Here is a 20,035-nt window from a genome sequence, read left to right on the forward strand (position 1 = left end):
CACAATTTTTTTGAAAAAGAAATATTACTTCAATGAAATCTATATATAAAATATTATTCACCCTGTTGATGTTTTTTGCAGCAGCAAGTATCATTTACTCCTGCAAAAAAGACGCGGCACCAACGCCTGTCATCAACTATATCAGAGTTACGAATCCCGTGTCTTCAGACTCTTTGCTGGTGTCCGCAAACCAGGGACAACTCATTGCCATTGTAGGAACCAATCTGCAGGAAGCAAGAGAAGTTTGGTTCAACGATCAGCAGTCAAGGCTAACACCAACTTACATTAGCGGCAACTCTATCCTGGTGTCTGTGCCAAGCAAAATTCCAACCACAGTAAACAACATAATGACGATCGTTTTTGCGAATGGCTACAAACTGAAGTATAACTTCAGTGTTGACATCAGCAAGCCATCGTTAAACAGCATGACCTGCGAGTTTGTGAATGCAGGAGATGTTGCAACTATTATCGGCAACTATTTCTACCAACCATTAACGGTAACATTTACCGGAGGTGCAACTGGCGAAATTGTTTCTGTAGCAGATGGTGTACTAAAATTCAAAGTGCCTGCAAACGCACAACCAGGGCCAATTACAGTGAAAACAAATTTTGGTATAACATCATCTGACTTCTGGTTCCGCGATCCAAGAAACCAGTTTATCACCAGCGACCCTTATGAAGGATGGCACGAAGAAAACCTTGTAGTAACCAATCCCGGCCCCGGCGATCCTCCAAAGATCAGCGGCAATTACATTCGCGTAAATAAAAAACTGGCAAGCTGGAGCTGGAACGAAATTGCAGACGGCCCGGCATCTGCAATGCCAAACCACAGCAAAAAAATTCCTGATGATGCTATTCTTCATCCTGAAAAATATTACCTGAAGTTTGAAATCTGCACCATGAAACCGTATAACAACGGCATGATAAGAATCAACGCGGGCACGAGCGTTCAGGATGCAGTCAACTACCAATGGGCACCTCCTTATGATTCTAAAGGTCAATGGCAAACTGTTGTTATTTCTTACGATGAAGTATGGAAAAGCTATACAGTAAAGCCGACTGTAAATCCTGATGGCTACTGGGCAATGCTGTTGATGCAGGGGCCCGGCGACCTGGATGCTGACATTAGTTTTGACAGTTTCAGAATTGTTCCAAAATCTAACAAGTAGCCTCCCGAAAAAATTAGTTCAATCATAACATCAATAAAAATGAAAATAATTTATAACGTGCGTTTGCTGTTACTAACGATCTTGATTGGATCGTTGTGCTTCATAGCATGTAAAAAAGACTCCGCTCCTGCCAACGATGGATCAACGCAATTGCTAAGCTTTGGCCCAACAGGCGCAAGCCCCGGCGACACCATACGCTTCTTTGGTAATAACCTTGACAAGGTTACAGAGATCGACTTCCAGAAAGCAACTGTTGCCAGCAACAAATTTGTTCGTCAAAGCGCAACAGAAATTTATCTGGTGGTGCCTGCAACAACAGAGAAAGGTTATGTTACATTAAAATCACCAACAGGTAATGTAACATCAAAAACGCAATTCAACATCGGCATCGCTGCCACAGTTACTTCCATTACAGGAACTGCACGCCCCGGCGATAACGTTACCATTACCGGTAATTATTTAAACTGGGTTAGTGCAGTAACGTTTACCGATGGTAAAGTAGCGACCACATTTGTGAGCCAAAGTATGACTCAAATCGTGGTAAAAGTTCCTGTTGACGCAAAAACAGGAACGCTGGTGCTTAAATACGCAGGTACAGATTCTGGCTTTGTGGAAACAAAAGACACATTGCATGTAACGCTGCCTAAAGCAACTGCACTTGCGCCAAATCCTGTTAAGCACCAAACCAACTTAACTATTACCGGAACAGATCTCGATCTTACAACGAAGATCTACTTCACAGGTGTGTCTGCTGCTGTTACCACTTTTGTTAGTCAGTCTGCAACACAAATCGTAGTGAAGGTTCCTGCATCCACAACCGCAGGCAACGTAACACTGGAAGCCGCATCGGGCGTGCAAACCATTTGCCCTGTTAGCTTGCAGGTATCGTTACCGGCAGTTACGAATATGACGCCGAACCCGGTTGATCCGCTGGCAAATCTTACCATTACCGGCACAAACCTCGACCTCGTTACTGCGGTAGCATTTCAAAACGCGAATGCCGTAACCACTTTCGTGAGCCAATCTGCAACACAGATCGTGGTGAAAGTTCCAAGCGGCGTAACTGAAGGGAAAATAACTTTGAGCGTATTGAACTCTACGCTAACTGTTCAATCTCCAAATATTCTTCAGATAACAGGAGCCGTTCCTCCTCCTACCATTGCGCTTCCTTTTTATAAGGATGCTGTAACAAACTGGAATGGATGGACAGGCGATGGTTGGGGCGGTAATAAAAATTACGCCAACACAACGCCGGTGAGAGAAGGCGACAAATCAATAAAGATAGATTATGTAGGTGGCTGGGGATCGCCATTGCAACTTGGAGGTGCCACAGTTGCCAAAGGCTCGTACACAACTTTTAAAATTTCAATTTATGGTGCGCCAGGCAGCAACGGCAAAACGGTAAATCTGCAATTAAATGGAGCTGGAGGCCAGAGCATCACCATAGTTGAAGGCAAATGGACAGACTATGCCTTCCCACTTTCGTCCCTGATCAGCGGCGCGAACATAACGGACATCATACTGCAGGAAACAACCGGCAACGGCGGCTTTACAGTATATGTAGATGCAATGGGAATTAATTAATCTATCTGCAAAACTACAAAAGCGAAAAAGGCGATTTGAGTATTCTGTTTGGCAAAAGCTATACGCTTGCTCAAATTGCTTTTGCTTTTTCGTGAGGTAACCCTAATACCGGAAAGATAAAAGTCACCAGTATAACAGCAATCATTTTCCGGTGAGTGCATGGTTTTAAAAAGCAACTTTATGGAGAAAATATTTAACGAGCGTTTGGAGTATCTGAAGAAAAATCATGAAACCCTTCTTACACAAAAAAACGAACCACTTGAAGGCGGTAACGGCATCATCAAAAGGTTTCACCATCCTGCACTAACAGCTGCACACATCCCAATCACATGGCGCTATGATCTTAACGAATCCACCAATCCCTACTTAATGGAACGCTTTGGTGTGAATACCGTTTTCAATACAGGCGCCATAAAATGGAACAATAAATACATCTTAATGCCGCGTGTTGAAAGCAATGATCGCAAATCATTTTTCGCCATTGCAGAAAGCGATAACGGCATTGATAATTTTAAATTCTGGGATGAACCCGTTGTTATTCCCGAAACAGAAAATCCGGATACGAACATATACGACATGCGTTTGGTAGCCCATGATGATGGCTGGATCTATGGCTTGTTCTGTACAGAAAGAAAAGATCCTGCGGCAGCTCCCGGCGATCAAAGCTCTGCGGTGGCACAATGCGGCATTGTGCGCAGTAAGGATTTAAAGAAATGGGAACGCCTTCCTGATCTTAAAACAAAATCGCCACAGCAGCGCAATGTTGTTTTGCATCCTGAATTTGTAAACGGCAAATATGCATTTTACACGCGTCCGCAGGACAGCTTTATCGAAGCAGGACAAGGCGGTGGTATTGCATTTGGATTGAGTGATAGAATTATTGGAGCGGAAGTAACCGAAGAAACAGTCATCGATCCGAAAATGTACCACACCGTCAATGAGCTAAAGAACGGACAGGGCCCAGCACCTGTCAAAACAAAATATGGATGGCTGCATCTTGCACACGGTGTGCGCAACACCGCGGCCGGTCTGCGTTACGTGCTCTACCTGTTTATGACAGATTTGAAAGATCTCACAAAAATCACTTACAAACCTGCCGGTTATTTTATTGCACCTGAAGGTGATGAAAGAACCGGCGATGTTTCAAACGTGGTGTTCAGCAATGGTTGGATAATGGATGACGATGGCAAGGTATTTATTTATTACGCTTCATCAGACAGCCGCGTACACGTTGCAGTTTCCACCATCGATCAGTTACTGGATTATGTAATGAATACGCCGTCGGATGGTCTGCGTTCAGCGACTACAGTACAAAGACTTCTTGGTATGATCAACGCGAACAAAGCTTATGTTCGTGAGCAAAAGCTACAGCCTGCTAATAGTAATTAAAAAGTAAAAAGTTTCTCATTACCCCTAACCCATAACCCTTAGAACCGCCGCTCCAATGGAGCGGTTTTTTGTTTTTTGGAACCAGGCATTTGTAATTCTCTGCATCATCGTTGCGTCGTCCCGATTCGATTCCTCATCGAGATTCCGATACGCAGTAAAATCGGAACTTCAACGCAGGGAATTCTATTGGGTGAACGAGGTTTCAATCCGGCAAACCGTCATTGTAAGCCCCGGCCGAGAGTGAATGCATCAATTTCAAAACAAAGCAGCACAGCCAACAACGGGGGCGAAGCAATCTCAAACACGCTGCCAGAGATTGCTTAGGTCACACGCCGCTATATTGATTTGTTTTTGTAATGCAGACATTCATTCTCCGAAGGCCTCGCAATGACGGTGCGGGCTTGCTTTAATTTCTACAAACAGATTCGTTATTTGTATGAAATTCATCGCCTGGAACTGGAAGAGTTTACATGTTCATTTGTCTGTGCTTTCCCTCCCCATACCTGTTTTTCCAATCCTTCCTTAAGATTATCAACTCTCGATTTTAAGTTATTGCCACTCTCTATAGAAGAAACACCCAACAAGTCGCACAAAGCTTCCAGGGCTTCTATTTCATCTAAGTGCTTTCCTTTGCTGGCTGCATTTCTCCAAACGTAACTGCACCAATTCAAAAGATCCTGCCAAACACCAGCTTCGTCCTTGCCAGACGGAACAATTGGTGGTCGAGGTCCTAAAATAATACACGTAAGGTAGCACCAGAAATATTCCATCGATTCCCAATAGTCCAATCGTCTGTTATCGCTTGCACTATACAATACGTTCATACGACTCCTTATTATCTTCCAACGCTTATCAATCGCACTACCGGTTTGGGGCTTCTTACCGGGCCGTAAATTATCCAGTAGCAGAAAATGACATAAGGCAGAAATATTATCACCCTTCTTGCTAATTGCCTGTTGGTAAAACTCAAATGCACCATCGCAGGCAGCTTTTTTATCGTTAGGATTTTTAGCTATCAACGCTTTTTTCTTGTACGTTTCAGCAATAAGCATAAGCCTCTCTGACGTTTCTTTTATATTATTCAACTGTTTCAACTCTCCAATTATCACGTCTATTTGTTTTAGTTGTGATGGGCTTGCATTTAGCGGTCCGGTAGTAAATACAAGATCTCTCGCTTTGGTAATACAATATTTTTCCAATGCCGCCACTGAGAAATCTGCCAGCTCCTGTGCACGCAATAAATCAAATTGCTTAACAGAAGATGCGTAATCCGCAAGTTCATAAAAGATCAACGCCTGCTGCTCAAGTGTCTTACCATTACTCATTTCAGCCTTTTCAATCGCATCGGAAATCAATCCAAGTTTTACTCTCGAATCTTCGCAGGAGATCGTTCTTGTATCAAGATTTCGCCTCAAATTAATGAGCTGTATTTCCGCTTCATCTTTAAAAAGATAAACTGGTGCCTTTTGTTTCGCATCGCTTTTTGACGCTCTGTTTCTGAGTTTATAGTAAGGATCTCCATAACACTGATAAGCACCCCACGTGTTATTGGAATTGACATCTTTATAAATAGTGTTTCTTGCCTTTTTTACTGCTTCGCCAAATGCCTCACCATTCATCATCTCCGAATAAAACCTGATCGCGAACTCGGATGCTGCATCATCATTTACGGCCCATCCTGCGGCAATCACAGCCTTCACGCCCATATCAATTAGTTCTGTACCGATGTTGGCCGCCAACTTGTATCTGTTTTGAAGATACACTTCATAGTCAGGATTAACTTTACCTAAATGGCAACAGTTAATAAACACCAGTTCAGGAACTGTGCTCATTTGTTTTATCGCGTTAACCGACAAAAACAAATCTTTCCCTATCACCATTCCCGAATTATTTACATCAGCAGGATTAAAGAGGCCGTGTCCTGCCAAATGCATGATCTTAAATTCCTTGCTGTAAATCTCTGGTATTATCTTCTCAGCAGTTTCTCCGATCAGCGAAACCTTCGGATAATTATTTACCTCCAACAGTTTTCCAACGTTTATGCCTTCTCTTTCTGCTCCTTTCAATTGCGGCAAAAAACCATTCGTTACCGGATCAGCGACAACTAACGCTAAATCAGTTGAAGCCCGCCTGATATCTGCGCGGTAACTGGATGTCGCCAATTGCCTGATCATGCCGGCATTTATGCACAAAGGTTTTGCATCGTTTACACTATCCTGCAATAACTCCCATGGATATGCTGCGGCATCCTTGTCCAGCACCCACAAAAGACTACCATTCTTTTTAAGATTTTGTTTAAACTGGTTGGGTATCATTAACTCAAACAGTGTTTTTGCAAGAGTAGCATCCCATTGATTTTGTGTGGACATTTGCTCAATAAAAAGATCTATAAGCGGTGTACTGCTAAAAAGTTCCATTTCTTCTTCCCGTGCTTCATTTGTACCTGCGTTAAAAACTATACTGGGAAGTTCTTTTATAACGTTCTTCGAATCTGCCGGCACTTCCTTTGGCTTTTTAAACCTCACAGAAATCCGGTTCCACCACGCCTCGGTCATAGCTGATAAATTGAGCGTTTTTTGAGCGCCAAACATTTCACGTATTTTCCTTTCAACCAGCCTTATGTTATAGGTGTTATTTTCGTTGCTTTCAATTCTTGTAAGGGAATAAAGACAACTAAACGCTTTGTCTTCATATAGCTCTACAAATTCCAGATTTTGCACAAGTCTTACACCTTCATTGTCTTTTTGCACCCCCTGCATTTTGGTGTTGGCACTATTCACGCCTTCTATGATCGCCTTTATGGAACTGTCTATAGTCAGGCCACCATAACCACATCCAATCATTAAAGCAGAAAGTCCAACTTCCGATGTATCAGGCTTTCTACTATTGATGTCCAGCAGATGTTTTAAAACTCCTTTTTCTACCGTTGCAGAAAGTAGAAATGGCGTGAGCTTGCCTGCCTCGCCCAGTCCCACGATGATTGCGCCTGCAATCCTATCGGTTTGAATGTTACCGGCAACAATTGTATTGGTGCCAATATCCCCGGGATAAATACCAAGAGCACTTCTCTTAACAAGATTGTTGTTTAGTGCACTATTGATTGCCGCCTCAGCATATAAAATGCCATCGTTTGCAAAGTGCCCCGCCACTATATAATGAGAAGCGTAGTCCAAACAACCGCAACTAACGGACACGGATAGTGGCACCTGGTTTGCCCGTTGTATATTCTCATTCGAAATACCGAGTACATTGTTTGAAATACCTCTTTCTGAAAGATCGAAATTGTACGTAACCGGTGAACGGAAGCTTTCTGCCCCACCTCTCACCAAAGGCTTTTGATTACTAATTAAAGTAGTGGAGCCGCTGGAAAGTATCTGCTCAATACCATCAAAGATCTTTGGTTCATTTGCCAATGCTCCATGAGACACGTTTACATAGTATACCTGCTTTTCATACTTTTCAGTCATTTGTTTAGGAATACCCATTTCCCATGTCACGCTTTGGTCACCTTCTGCAGTGCTTAGAAAAACAAGTTCTGTTCTCGGCGGAATCATGTCATTATAATATCCGCAAGGCGTGGCTTTATCCTGTCCCGCTATGTAAACAATATTGGTATAATCGATCTCATCCCTTTTAGCGAGAATATTGTCGCGGTATTTAGCAAAAATATCCAGTTGCTCAGTGGAAGGAAGCGGCCAGTCGCCATCACCTAATGCATTTGCCATTTCTTTCCAAATCTTCTGCTTACCAAAATCATTTCCTCCATCTGTAGTAATCGGCAACAAACTTAATATTCCGGGGAAAGTTGAAAACATGCTGATCAACTCTTTCTTTGTGTGCCTTATATCAAGCATACTAAGAGAATGAATGATGGAATCGCTGCCAAACAAAACGGTAAGTATGCGATACGAACCGCCGAGTGGTGCGCCAAGGAATAACAGTTTAAAGCCTTCCGATTTGTTTAACAGTGTCCATGTTTCTTTATGGTTAATGATAAAATCGCGGACCAACACACCGCCCATCGAGTGACCTATTATTTTGATGGGCTGATTAAATTTTAGCAACTCAACGATTTTGTCATTAAAATCTTTTGCACTGTCTTGCAATTGCTTTCGCCAATCAAATGGGTATATCACCACATCATAGTTATGTGAAAGGCGTGTGGCCAATTGCTTATAAGAAGATGAAATCAAAGATGTAGCAGTTATGCCTTTATCATCCACTCTTTCCATTTTCAATAACCCTCCGCCAAGTGCAGAAATGTAATTGAGCCATAGTTTATCTTTTCCTTTTGACAAGTTAGAACCCATAATACCCGGCAATAAAACAACGATAGGTTTCTTGCCTGATGGCACATCTGTAAATGGAAAAAGTTCGCCATGATCCAGGCCTCTATCGCTAGCAGGCACTTCATATTGACTAACGCTTGCAAAACCGGGAATAGGTTTTCCATCTTCAGTTTTCAATGCTCCAATGATCGCAGCGTTGGTTTTACTGTTAAGGAAATAACTGAAATGATCGACTGTTCCTCCCTGGTCGAAAAAATATTGGATATCGCCATTTCTGCGGGTTCCCAAATACATGGAATCCGTATTAACGACCAGATCGTTCCTCTGCTGGAAAAACAATTTTCCCAGAATGACACCAACACTTTTTAGGCTGAGGCTAATAGCACCGTTACCGGATATTACGGCAAGAGATTGCGCACTAATAGAAGCTTCTTCATTTCTATCATTGAGCACCTTAATAAATGGCGAATCAGGAGACATTGCTTCTATGCCCGGCAATGTTTTCACATCGGCTTTTGTTTTAACTGTTTCTGCAATCAGTTCCTTGAAAACATCCCCAATAACATTTGCACTGCCTCCTAAAAAATTGAATAACGCATTGAATATATTGTCCAGTCTTTTAGACGCCAATCTCGTACCTGCCGCAGGGCACGCAACACGAACGAACTTTTTTACTTTTATTTTTCTTTTACCAAATTCCTTGTCTAACTCCCTGATGCAATTAATGTCTTCTGTTCTTCCCTCCATCTGCAGAATACGCATTTGCGCATCTGAAAATCCGAGAAAGCTTTTATCGTCGTCTTTGGAATAACGGCAAAGTATATCGCCCACCAAACCACCACGCGAATGACTTATTATATGCAAATTCAGGTTTGCTTGTTCAGGCAGTTGCGTTACAAAATTCAGCACGTTTTGCAAGGGGCTTATTGTAAGTGTGCGGTGCTCAAACGCGAGAACGTTTTTGTAGGTATTGTGGATATAGTTCCAGGAATCAACATTTTTGTCAAACTTCCCGAAACCTCCAATGGTATTTGAATTGGTACCGTGTATAAATAAAAGAACAGGCGAATCCTTTGACAGTTCTTCGTAATTAACTTTATCTAAAACAAAGTCTTTACGCAGTACACATAAACGATCTTTTCCTTCAACCAACTTTCCTTCCAGCTTTGCAGCAATTGTTTTTATTCCATCCGGGATAGCATCCTTTGCAAACACGTTAAGGAGTTTTAAAGCAGCCTGCCCCACAACGCCACGTTCACTATCAACATTTGCAATAGCATTGGGCACTACAAACTCTCCGGATCTGTTTGGCACGTTTACATCAGGAAACAATTCATGCAGCGTAGAAGCATCACACATCCAGCTGGAGTCATCTTCAAACACAAACTGCAATAAACGATCTGACTTCTCAAGAGAAATAGGATGAGTTTCCTGTGCACCTCTTGTTGCGGCACCGATCAGATAACTATCCACTAGTTTCGCGCCTTCAATAGCGGCATTGGGATTATCAATCTTTTCGCCTTTTACTACTATTTGCCTGGGGTTAAGTTCGTTCACAATGGTGGTATTTGGTAGTTAAAAAATAATCGCGGGGGTATTTATCTTTTGACAAAAGAAGATACCCGTCAGTAATAGTGACAATAACAATACAAGTAAACTTGATAAGCTAAATATTTGATAGGAATGTTGGATAAGGTTTAGGAGGTATGCGGATATGCAAAGAAAGTCGAATTTTCAAACTTTTGCAATAGGCAAAAACAACAACCGAGTAACTAAACCTGAAGACAAACTTGCCCTTCAGGTATAGTTACCCGGCTATTCAGTTATTCAGTTATTTCTCCCTCACACTAACCGCCACTCTTCTGTCCTTAATACGATCTTCTTCCGGCGCTGTTGCGGGATATTTCGCATACTGGGATCCGTAACCTTCTGCTTTTACGACTTGTGCTCCAACACCCTCATCCTGCAAGGCTTTGGTTACGGCGTTTGCTCTTTCGTATGATAATTTTACGTTAGCAGCTTCCTCTCCTACTTTGTCCGTATAGCCGCCTATTTTTATTTTCACTTTAGGAAATGCTTTTAATATCTGTATGATGTTGTCTATTTCTACACGGCTCTCCGGAACAATTTCTGCGGTACCGAATTTAAAGTTCAGTTCGGTAAAATCAAACCAATTGTCCTTACCCGCAATCTTTGTTGAATCTTTGATAAACGCTATCAACTCATCTTCTATGCCGCCTTTAAACGCATTGATCTCCACTCCATTCGGCAATGTCAGTTTTAAAGATTCGTGAGCAGGACTGATCATCGTTACTGCGGTAGTATCATGCTTTTCTTCATGGGCAACCATTTCCGTTGCAGCAGTCTCTTCATGTTTTTCACCATTGCAGCTCCGCATGAGCCACCACATTATGCATAGGAAAAACAGACCGGCTATTACCCACAACAGAAGATTACCTTTTGGAGGCTCCACTGTTGCTGGCGCAGGGGCCATGTGATGAGATGCGGGACTGTGCAGAGGATACAACTTTGTAACATCAAAACCTGCAGGCAGGCTGCCAAGCACGGCACTCTTCTGACCTCCCAAAAAAGAAGACAATCCTCCTGCGGAAAGGTTATTATCAACAGCATGCTTGCCCAAAAGCCCTAAAATCAATGGAACGATGGAACCAAACAATGCCGACGAAGTAGAACCCTTCAAACCGAGATTACTTGACAATGCGTTAGCAATACCGCCAAAGTTATTACCGAAGATACCCGTTAGCAAACCCGGTGCCGATGCCGGTATTCCGCCTCCGGAATGACTGAATGTCCCGGCAAAGTTTTGCAGAATGCCGCTGTTATATGCTTGTTTTGCAAAATTGAAAATCGTATCAGCACCGCCTGCTTCCGCTTTTTGAATAATGCCTGCCAATGATAGCGGCACGGCAGCATCAAGTCCTCTGGCTACACTGTTTTCTGACTCTCCCAAATAACCCGCAGCTTTAGATATTATATCCCCCGGCAAATAACTTTTTACCGCGTCAAGTAAATTGAAGGCCATAGATTGTTTTTTTTGTTGTTTGGGGGTTTAACAACAAGAAGAAGAAATAGTTCGGGGCAATAACTGAATAAGTGAGTAACCGAATAACTGAATGTAGAACTCTAAACGCCTGACCCAAGGCCCGCATTAGGCATTTAGAGTTGGGCATTAAGCCCAACTCAGTTATTCAGTTATTCGATTATTCGGTTATTCAGTTATTCCAACATCGACTTCGACGACAGCCCAAAAAGTATGTTCAACATGTAAATGAACTGCGCTATGATAAATGCGCAAATGACTATGATTATCGATGTCACGTATGTATGATCAATCGTGTCGACGCCTACAATATCTATATATCGTGTAGGTCTATGGGCAGTGTTTGATTGCAGCGCGGAAAGGAAAAGAAATATGGCAGCAACCGTTATTATAACGTGCAGCCACGTCAGTATGCGTGAATATAAAAAATTATTGGTGGCTCTGTAGAGAAACCAGAAAAAGCCAAGAAACACAACGCCACAAAGACAAATCATTTTTAAGGAAAGTACATAGTAAGCATCATTGTAATGCAGGTTGGCCGTTTCATCACTTACGAAAAGAGAGACAATAAAAAGCATGGTTGCTGCAAAAAGCAGTAAGTTGAATGGTTTGCTTATAAATTTTGATTTCAAAATTTACAATTTTATGGGGTTAATTCTCAATGAGGGGAAGCGTTAGCCCTATGAAAATACTGCTTTTCGATAACAATCGAAAACCTTTATTTTAAAGGGCTTGAAGGAATTGTAGAACAATTGATTAGAAAAAGAATGTGGATTTTCATTAAAAAAACATCTCGTATTTATGCCACATTTTTTTCGCACAGCTGCAAACACGAAACTAGTTTTTGTAACAGCCAGCATTTTGCCCAACAAAATTATTTTCGCAATGTCTAAGAAAGAAATAAACCTGTATGATTTTGCAAATTATTTCAAAAGCATCGGCTGCAAGAATGCATTGTACCTTGATGGATTTGTTTCACGAACTTACCTTCCTGAAAAAAATTGGATTCAAACAGATGGCGATTTTGGTGTTATAATTGGAGTAACGACGAATGAATGACGTTGTACAGTTGGAGTGCCGGACCTGGCAAGTTTTAGGAACATGCCAGATCTCTGAACACCCCCGGTCTTCATCGTCATTTCATCTACGCTTGGCTACCTCGGTTCGTGTTTCATTTTGCAGTCGGATTTTTTGCAGTATCAGAGGCAAGCACCCTGGACACTTGCAAAGCAATTCGTTTTCTATATTCAAAAAAAGCAAGAGCAGTGGCTTTCGCCACCGCTCCCCATTATCCGACACCTGTTCATGATTTAGAAGAAGCCTATTTTATTCTTGCTGTATGAAATCAACTACGTCTGTTTTGACTACAATAGCTCAACATCATTTTGTCGGTTTCGCGTCCGAAACCAATTCTTTATAACCACCAAAAGGCACATGAGCAGGATATGCGTGATAACAGTTGACTTAAACTCGTCCGGCCTGCATGGTTCCGGGCGCTTGATACAATTCATGAATCTCTCTTCCATACACCCGCGCCCAGTCCATACAATGTGTCATTGGCTATCGCTATTGCTTCCCCGGTTGTTATAAAGGCTGTTACGATGTAACAGACCCAAAACTTTTTCGTGGAAAATGTACACCTCTTTGTGTCTATTGAAAATAGCAGGCTTAGTAAAAGCTATTCTCAAGCCCACTATTTTTTAAGAAATGCTTCGCCGCCGCAAAGAACTTATGCATCTTCCAACTAGCCTATATTGGGTAGCTTTCAATTTTGTCGAATGATCTTCAGAGCCTGTCCTCTTTTTCTCGCCGTTCAGCAAAATGTGCCCACATACCCGATGGAGCACACAATGCTTACAGGCTTTTGTTCAGCGGTTTTCCTTTTTAAAGACTTCTGTAGCTCATAAACTACTTCTCTAATTTCTTTTCCATTTCTTATGGCTACTTGTCCTAAACAACTTTCATTCATCATCGGAAACGTTATCGATGTATTCGGCACTACCCACTCACCACCAATAAAATGCCCGTATTTTTCTTTACACATCAGTCTGAATACTAACTTCTAAAATAACTGCTTAAGTGTGCTGCACTTTAGTACTTTTTTATAGCACAATCGTACTTTACTTTTTCTGTCTTGGATTATTTTTTAGTATTTTGATATAACCAAAAACGTTCGGTTGTGCCCAGCCATAATTATCTGAACACCATTAGCCTCACTCCGCGCAAAGAGCTGCAAACATTTGTGGAGCATAGGCGCGTGTTTAATCTCAACAACTGCGAACTGAATATTTTTGAAAGCTACGAGGAAACTTATCGTGTTCCACTTACCTTCAATGATTTTGTAATCACTAGTATGATGCGGGGAAAAAAGATCGTGCATCTTTTTGAGAAACCTGCATTCACCTACTTACCCGGAGAAACGGCAATCGCCGCTGGAAACGAACCCATGGTAATTGATTTCCCTGAAGCGTCAGAGCTTAATCCAACACAGTGTGTAGCACTCGCCATAGCTTCCGGATACATCAATGATACGCTCGGTTATTTAAACAATCATTACAACAGCGATCCAGACATAAAGCATAACTGGAAATTGCAGTTTAATCAATACCACTTCAACAATGATGCTGAGATCACAGATATCATTAACAAACTGATCCGCATTTGTAGCAGCAGCGACACTGCTAAAAATATTTACGCAGATCTCAATCTTAAAGAATTACTGATAAGACTTGTGCAAAGTCAGCACATGATACAAACGGCGAGTGAAGCATCAGAAATAAGCAATCGTACAAGACTTCATTATATTCTCAATTATATTCACGAAAATCTTACAGGCAAAATTGCTGTTGACACGCTTAGCCGCAAAGCATATATGAGCCGCAATGATTTCTTTAAATGGTTTCGCCAGCAGTTTGGCATTACACCACTTGATTACATTAACAGTGAAAGAATAAAACTTGCGAAACAATTACTGAGTTACGGCAGCCATAGCATTACCGAAGTAAGCTACCGTTGTGGCTTTTCTGATGTAAATTATTTTGTAAGGTTATTTAAAAAAGTAGAGGGCATTACTCCGAAGGTGTATAAAGATTTGAGTTGTATGCGGATCGACTGATTAATAAGTAAGGTCATTCAACACCTTCCATTCCGGATCTTCCTGCATTTCAAAATTTTCATAATGCTCCTTAAGTTTTTCGGTAACACCAACCCAATCTGCGTCCCTGTCTGTATAATAGTAAATAGTCAGATCATCACCATAGATTCTTTGGGCAACCAGATGAGCAACTCCAGTCGTCTGCATTTTCTTCAGAATTGATTTTGCCAGCCCCAGGGAATCAGCGCCCAAATTCTGAATTACATATAAATTATTCATTTTAAAATTTGCGCGCACAGATCCTGAGCAATATTTTTTGTATGGATAATTCTTATAAGGCGTGTTAACCCAGATGTCGGCAGTGTCTTGCCAAAGCGGCTTTTTAAAGCGCACAATTATATCCTTTAGATAAACACTTTCTTTTTTTTGAATGGCGTTCCATTGTTCTTTTGTTGAGAGCCCGCAAGAACAGCATATCAAAAATGACAACAATAGTATGGTTCTGAAATGCATAGATTTAGGGTTATTTACAGGGTCAAATTACAAACTCTTCAAACAACTTCTTCGCCGTCTTCTGCGGCTCTGCGCAAAATCCCGGATGCACTTTAGAAGTTTGAATAATGGTGCTTCGTGTTGCCGTTAGCCAGCGAAAACGTGAGGCTACATCCAGTTTTGCAATCGGACCGCCATTAATATCTCCTGCGGCAATTAATGCAAAAGCCTTCAAATATTCACGTAGCTGGTCAATATCAATATCGGCGTATAACGCACGAAGACGTTCTTCATCCAGCGAATAAATTGTTTCTAAAAAAACCGGCTTACGGCAGTACAGCACGATCCCAACGTTCAGAAATTCTTCACGCTCTACGCGAGGCACTACACGTATAACGGCGTACTCAAATAAGTGATTTTCTTGCATGCTGTGCTTCTTTTACAAAAACGTTGGATTGTGCGATACGCGTTGTTAAAAATTGTACATACACCTGCTTGATTTCCTGCGGTGTCATATCTTCTCCATAATTACTCAGCCATTCATCAGGCACAGTATTAACGATTGACTGGATACGATCACTCGTTAATATCTCACGGAACCTTTCATCCACTTTCTCCAATTCACTTGCCTGCGGCAGCAATACATGATCTTTCACCATTGCAAATGGCCTCACAGCCTGCTCTTCCCAATTGCTCCACGAATGATGAAAATATAAGGATGCACCATGATCGATCAACCAAAGTTCATGGTGCCACATCAACATGTTGGTGTTGCGTGCAGTGCGGTCAACATTGGTCAAGAGACAATCCATCCACACAATTTGTGAAGCCAATAATGGATCAAGCTTCGTCACTACCGGATCGTAAGTGATGGCGCCGGATAAATAATGTATCGCAAGATTCAACCCCACACTTGCTTTCAGCAGATCCTGTATTTCCTCATCCGGTTCCGTGCGGCCGAATGCTGTATCAAGATTTGCAAAAACTATTTCAGGCATTTTCAACCCAAGTGCCCTTGCAATTTCCCCACCTATCAATTCCGCCACAAGCGCCTTCACTCCCTGTCCCGCCCCGCGAAATTTAAGCACGTACTTAAACCCGTCGTCCGCCTCGGCAATAGCTGGCAGCGAACCGCCCTCTCGCAACGGCGTCACATAACGCGTTACATTAACCGTTCTTATTTCTGGTTCAGAAAAATTCATAGTGCAAGATAGGAGTTGAAAATTGAAAATGGAAAGTTGAAAATGGAACGCAGATTTTTATGATTGTTAAGATTAAGTATGATCTTTCTTGAATACCTAACTAATCATCAAAACCATGACAATCTGCGTTCCCTTCATTTTCAACTTTCAATTTTCAACTTTCAATTTCTTCGTATTTTCACGCCTCCAAATCCTGACCAATGAGTTTTTTACAAGTAACAGATATCTACAAACGTATTGAAACAAGTGATGTTTTGAATGGTGTAAGTTTTTCGCAAAACAAAACGCAGAACATTGCCATTGCCGGCGAAACAGGATCAGGAAAAAGCACATTACTCAAATCTATCGCCGGACTTTCACAACCAGACCACGGAAACATTTATTTTGAAGGTACACGTGTGGAGGGCCCTGCAGAAAAATTAATTCCCGGACACCCGGGCATTGCTTATCTGTCGCAACACTACGAGTTGCTGAACAATTATAGAGTAGAAGAATTATTGTCTTACGCAAATGAGTTACCTGAAGATGAGGCCAACAAATTGTTTGACATCTGCGAAATAAGTCATTTGCTAAAACGTAGAACAGACAAACTTTCCGGTGGAGAAAAACAACGCATTGCCATGGCAAGATTGCTAATTTCTTCACCGCGGCTTTTATTGCTCGATGAGCCGTTTTCCAATCTGGATCTCATTCATAAAAACACGCTTAAAAAAGTCATCAAAGATATCCAGGAACATTTGGGCACCTCTTGTATCATCTGCTCGCACGATCCCTTTGACACACTTTCATGGGCAGAGGAGATCATTGTGTTGAAACAGGGAAAGATTGTACAGCAGGGTACACCACAGGAAATTTACAAACATCCCATCAATGAATATGTGGCAGGACTATTCGGTTCTTACAACTTAATACCGGCAGACAATGCGGGCATTTTTGGAAAATTCATCCTGGCCGGAAGCAATCTTTTAATTCGCCCTGAAAGCTTTAAGATTACCAGCGCAGAAACCAATGATGCCATCAAAGGCATTGTGAAAAAAGTAAACTTCGAAGGAAGTCTTCACGAGCTTTCTGTCACCATTCCCGGCAATTCTATTACCGTAAAAACAATTGACAATCATTACAAGGAAGGAGGCATTGTTTATCTGACATTGTTTGCGGGCGATGTGTGGTATATCTAGTTGCTCCTGGTGCCGACAGTTTTTTTAACCACGGAGTAAAGGAGTTTTTTTCACAGAGAAAAGAAGGAGGTGTCGTCTGGGTCCCCGAGTATATATCGTTTTCTCATGGGTTCCCATTTATCAACGCCCTAGTTCTCCTTTCCTCTGTGAAAAAACCTCCGCGCACTCTGTGGTTAAAAAAATCTTCATCATTAAGGAATGTTCATTAACTACTAACGTTCTTGCATCTGCTCTATCATTTCGTAAATTTGACTTTCAACATTTCTCATGGAAGAAAAACTCGAACGCATCATTGACAATAGTATCATCCGTTCTACTATATGGACATTTGATGAAATCAAAATGGGGCACGCCATTTCAAGTGCCGAAGTGGGAAGTACATTTTCTACCGGTCAGCAAAACTCTGATGTCGTTCGGTTACATTTCGGATTGAAAGGCGATTATGTATTTACTTACAAACAACTCAACAAAACATACGATCTCATTGGTGGTCATCATAACATCATGTTCTCGAAAGATTTTGATATTGTGGTGCAAAACAAAACTGCCGAGGTAGAAACATTTGGTGTACAATTTCCCAGGGCCGTTTTTGTCAACTTCACACAAAATGCTACTGATGCATTGAAACGATTTGCCGAAGCGATCATGAATGATAAAAGCATTATGCTTAGTGAAAACTGGGGCAGTATTGATTCTCCTATCCAGCAAGTAATACAACAAGTGATCAATTGCAATTATAGCGGCGATCTTAAAAAGCTCTTCATGCTTTCTAAATGCATCGAGTTATTGGTGCTCTGTGCAGAGTCGTATGATCTTGCCAACAAAAAAGATCCGTTCATTAAAAGCAAAGCTGATAAAGAAAAGATCATTGCTGTGCGCGACCTCATCAATGACAGAGTGACCGACCCTCCTAACCTTTCGCAAATTTCAAGATTGGTTGGTCTTAATGAATACAAACTCAAACGCGGTTTTAAAGAAACATTCAACAACACGGTATTTGGTTACCTGGCAGAACAACGTTTGCATCTTGCCCATCAATATTTGCGGGACACTAAAAAAACAGCTGCGGAAATTTCTTACGAGCTTGGTTATGCAACGCCACAACATTTCAATAACGCCTTCAAGAAGAAGTTTGGCCTCACGCCTTTTTCCGTTAGAAATAATCCGTAAAATGCAATCCATCCGATAATAATCTGTCTAACATTGTATTGAAATATTCAACACAATTGTATAAACATAAAAACAACATCATGAGCAATCCATTAATCGTAAAAAACACCATCGTTATTAATGCACCTACTTCAAAAGTTTGGGACACATTAACTAAGCCAGAAGAAACCAAAAAGTACATGTTTGGCTGCGAAACCGTTTCCGATTGGGAACAAGGAAGCCCGTTGCTTTGGAAAGGAAACTTCAACGGACAGGAAATGGTTGCAGTAAAAGGCACTATCGTAAATATCGAACCGAATAAATTTTTGGAATACACCACCATCGATCCAAACTCAGGCATAGCAGATGTTCCGGAAAATTATCTCACTGTAACATACGAACTCACACCGCAAAATGGGGAAACCTTATTAACCGTAACACAGGGCGACTACAGCAAAGTGGGCGACGGCGATAAAAGATACAACGAAGCAGTTGCTTCAGGAGGCTGGCAACCGATTTTGGTAGAGATTAAGAAGGTGGCGGAAGCGTGATGAACGGCTTATTCTTTTTTATGCGGCCGTCTGAATGAGATTGCTTCGGCGATTCCCGCTAGTGCGCGATGCATTCAAAACACCAGGCAACAAGCTCAGCTTGCCTCGCAATGACGTGCAGCAGGCATCAGGCACGTGCAGTGTGTAGCAAAAACATAGAAGAGCCGCACTCGTCATTGCGAGACCCAGACAGAAAAAGAATGCATTAATACAAAAGGAAAGACACATTAACGGAGAGCGGGGCGAAGCAATCTCTTGCTATACAAGGACTGCCACTACTTTTTAGTGGTCACAAGCTCACCCCAAAACGGGGAATTAATTTCCCAACATTACATGCTGCAATCCATTGCACTTCTGCTAATTAAAATCGCTGGAATATTTTTTTGTGAAAGAAAAAAAATGCTTTCTCATTTTACAAAAGAAAGCATATGCCGGGCAATTTCAGAAAATGATGCAATGTCGTTTGGCTTAATAATGTAATCTACCACGCCCATATCAAAACTCATAGTCTTAAAAACCGGTGATTTGGAAGTGCTCCACACAATCTTGGGAATGTCGCTATAGCGTTCATCCTCATTAATTATCGTAAGTATTTCAACCCCTGTAAGTTCGGGAATATTATAATCAAGAATGATCAGTGCTGGTAATTCCGCGTCCTGTATGCTTTCCAGGTATGAGACAAACTTGCGCCCATTGGTAATGCAGACAATATCCACCTCAGGATCTATCTCACGAAGAGCACTTGATAAAAGCTCCTGGTCATCGGCATCATCCTCCGCTAAAAGTATGGATCGTGTGGGTTGGCTTAAAGGTACTCTCATATTTACGCTCGTAAGCAAAGCGAGTGCTAAGATACTATTTCACCTGCTGCGATAAA

The 20,035-nt window shown here is 41.7% G+C and carries 15 protein-coding genes; 8 read left to right on the forward strand and 7 right to left on the reverse strand.

What is annotated here, in order from left to right; translation table 11 throughout:
- Positions 1-32 precede the first annotated feature (32 nt).
- The 3 genes from QJ048_RS19665 (at position 33) to QJ048_RS19675 (ending at position 4,142) form a co-directional block, all read left to right on the forward strand.
- Entirely contained in the window at positions 33-1,169 is a 1,137-nt protein-coding gene (locus QJ048_RS19665) for a glycan-binding surface protein (protein WP_282336138.1), read from the forward strand.
- A gap of 39 nt (positions 1,170-1,208) precedes the next feature.
- Complete coding sequence (locus tag QJ048_RS19670; protein ID WP_282336139.1) at positions 1,209-2,753, forward strand: IPT/TIG domain-containing protein; 1,545 nt, start codon at positions 1,209-1,211, stop codon at positions 2,751-2,753.
- A 180-nt stretch (positions 2,754-2,933) separates the two neighbouring features.
- Complete coding sequence (locus QJ048_RS19675) at positions 2,934-4,142, forward strand: glycoside hydrolase family 130 protein (protein WP_282336140.1); 1,209 nt, start codon at positions 2,934-2,936, stop codon at positions 4,140-4,142.
- A 443-nt stretch (positions 4,143-4,585) separates the two neighbouring features.
- Here QJ048_RS19675 and QJ048_RS19680 read toward each other — a convergent pair whose 3' ends face one another.
- From QJ048_RS19680 to QJ048_RS19690, 3 genes are all read right to left on the reverse strand, one after another.
- Positions 4,586-9,988: a DUF7379 domain-containing protein gene (locus tag QJ048_RS19680; RefSeq protein ID WP_282336141.1), complete on the reverse strand. Its 5,403-nt coding sequence runs from the start codon at positions 9,986-9,988 to the stop codon at positions 4,586-4,588.
- Positions 9,989-10,262: 274 nt separating this feature from the next.
- Positions 10,263-11,474 (reverse strand): OmpA family protein, encoded by a 1,212-nt coding sequence (locus QJ048_RS19685; RefSeq protein ID WP_282336142.1) that lies wholly within the window; start codon positions 11,472-11,474, stop codon positions 10,263-10,265.
- Between the two features lie 194 nt (positions 11,475-11,668).
- Entirely contained in the window at positions 11,669-12,124 is a 456-nt protein-coding gene (locus tag QJ048_RS19690; RefSeq protein ID WP_282336143.1) for a hypothetical protein, read from the reverse strand.
- A gap of 169 nt (positions 12,125-12,293) precedes the next feature.
- On the opposite strand from QJ048_RS19690, the gene QJ048_RS19695 reads away from it, so the two are divergent.
- Entirely contained in the window at positions 12,294-12,551 is a 258-nt protein-coding gene (locus QJ048_RS19695; RefSeq protein WP_282336144.1) for a phosphodiester glycosidase family protein, read from the forward strand.
- A 1,120-nt stretch (positions 12,552-13,671) separates the two neighbouring features.
- On the forward strand, positions 13,672-14,607 hold the full coding sequence (locus QJ048_RS19700; protein ID WP_282336145.1) for an AraC family transcriptional regulator: 936 nt from the start codon (positions 13,672-13,674) through the stop codon (positions 14,605-14,607).
- Here QJ048_RS19700 and QJ048_RS19705 read toward each other — a convergent pair whose 3' ends face one another.
- The 3 genes from QJ048_RS19705 to QJ048_RS19715 are packed head-to-tail and all read right to left on the reverse strand — an operon-like array spanning position 14,608 to position 16,280.
- A complete protein-coding gene (locus tag QJ048_RS19705) occupies positions 14,608-15,099 on the reverse strand; it encodes a hypothetical protein (RefSeq protein ID WP_282336146.1) in 492 nt (163 codons plus the stop codon).
- Positions 15,100-15,121: 22 nt separating this feature from the next.
- Entirely contained in the window at positions 15,122-15,505 is a 384-nt protein-coding gene (locus QJ048_RS19710) for a DUF3037 domain-containing protein (protein ID WP_282336147.1), read from the reverse strand.
- Positions 15,483-16,280 (reverse strand): HipA family kinase, encoded by a 798-nt coding sequence (locus QJ048_RS19715; protein WP_282336148.1) that lies wholly within the window; start codon positions 16,278-16,280, stop codon positions 15,483-15,485. Before QJ048_RS19715 ends, QJ048_RS19710 begins: the two co-directional genes overlap by 23 nt.
- 200 nt (positions 16,281-16,480) lie before the next feature.
- Here QJ048_RS19715 and QJ048_RS19720 point away from each other — a divergent pair, with 200 nt between their 5' ends.
- The 3 genes from QJ048_RS19720 (at position 16,481) to QJ048_RS19730 (ending at position 19,158) form a co-directional block, all read left to right on the forward strand.
- Entirely contained in the window at positions 16,481-17,458 is a 978-nt protein-coding gene (locus tag QJ048_RS19720) for an ABC transporter ATP-binding protein (protein ID WP_282336149.1), read from the forward strand.
- A 267-nt stretch (positions 17,459-17,725) separates the two neighbouring features.
- On the forward strand, positions 17,726-18,628 hold the full coding sequence (locus tag QJ048_RS19725; RefSeq protein WP_282336150.1) for a helix-turn-helix domain-containing protein: 903 nt from the start codon (positions 17,726-17,728) through the stop codon (positions 18,626-18,628).
- Positions 18,629-18,708: 80 nt separating this feature from the next.
- Positions 18,709-19,158, forward strand: a complete 450-nt coding sequence (locus QJ048_RS19730; RefSeq protein ID WP_282336151.1) for an SRPBCC domain-containing protein — start codon at positions 18,709-18,711, stop codon at positions 19,156-19,158.
- Positions 19,159-19,565: 407 nt separating this feature from the next.
- Here the strand turns inward: QJ048_RS19730 and QJ048_RS19735 are convergent, their stop codons facing one another.
- Entirely contained in the window at positions 19,566-19,979 is a 414-nt protein-coding gene (locus QJ048_RS19735; protein WP_282336152.1) for a response regulator, read from the reverse strand.
- Positions 19,980-20,035 lie beyond the last annotated feature (56 nt).

Origin of the sequence: Pinibacter soli, from assembly GCF_029961145.1 — a bacterium.
GTDB classification, from domain to species: domain Bacteria; phylum Bacteroidota; class Bacteroidia; order Chitinophagales; family Chitinophagaceae; genus Pinibacter; species Pinibacter soli.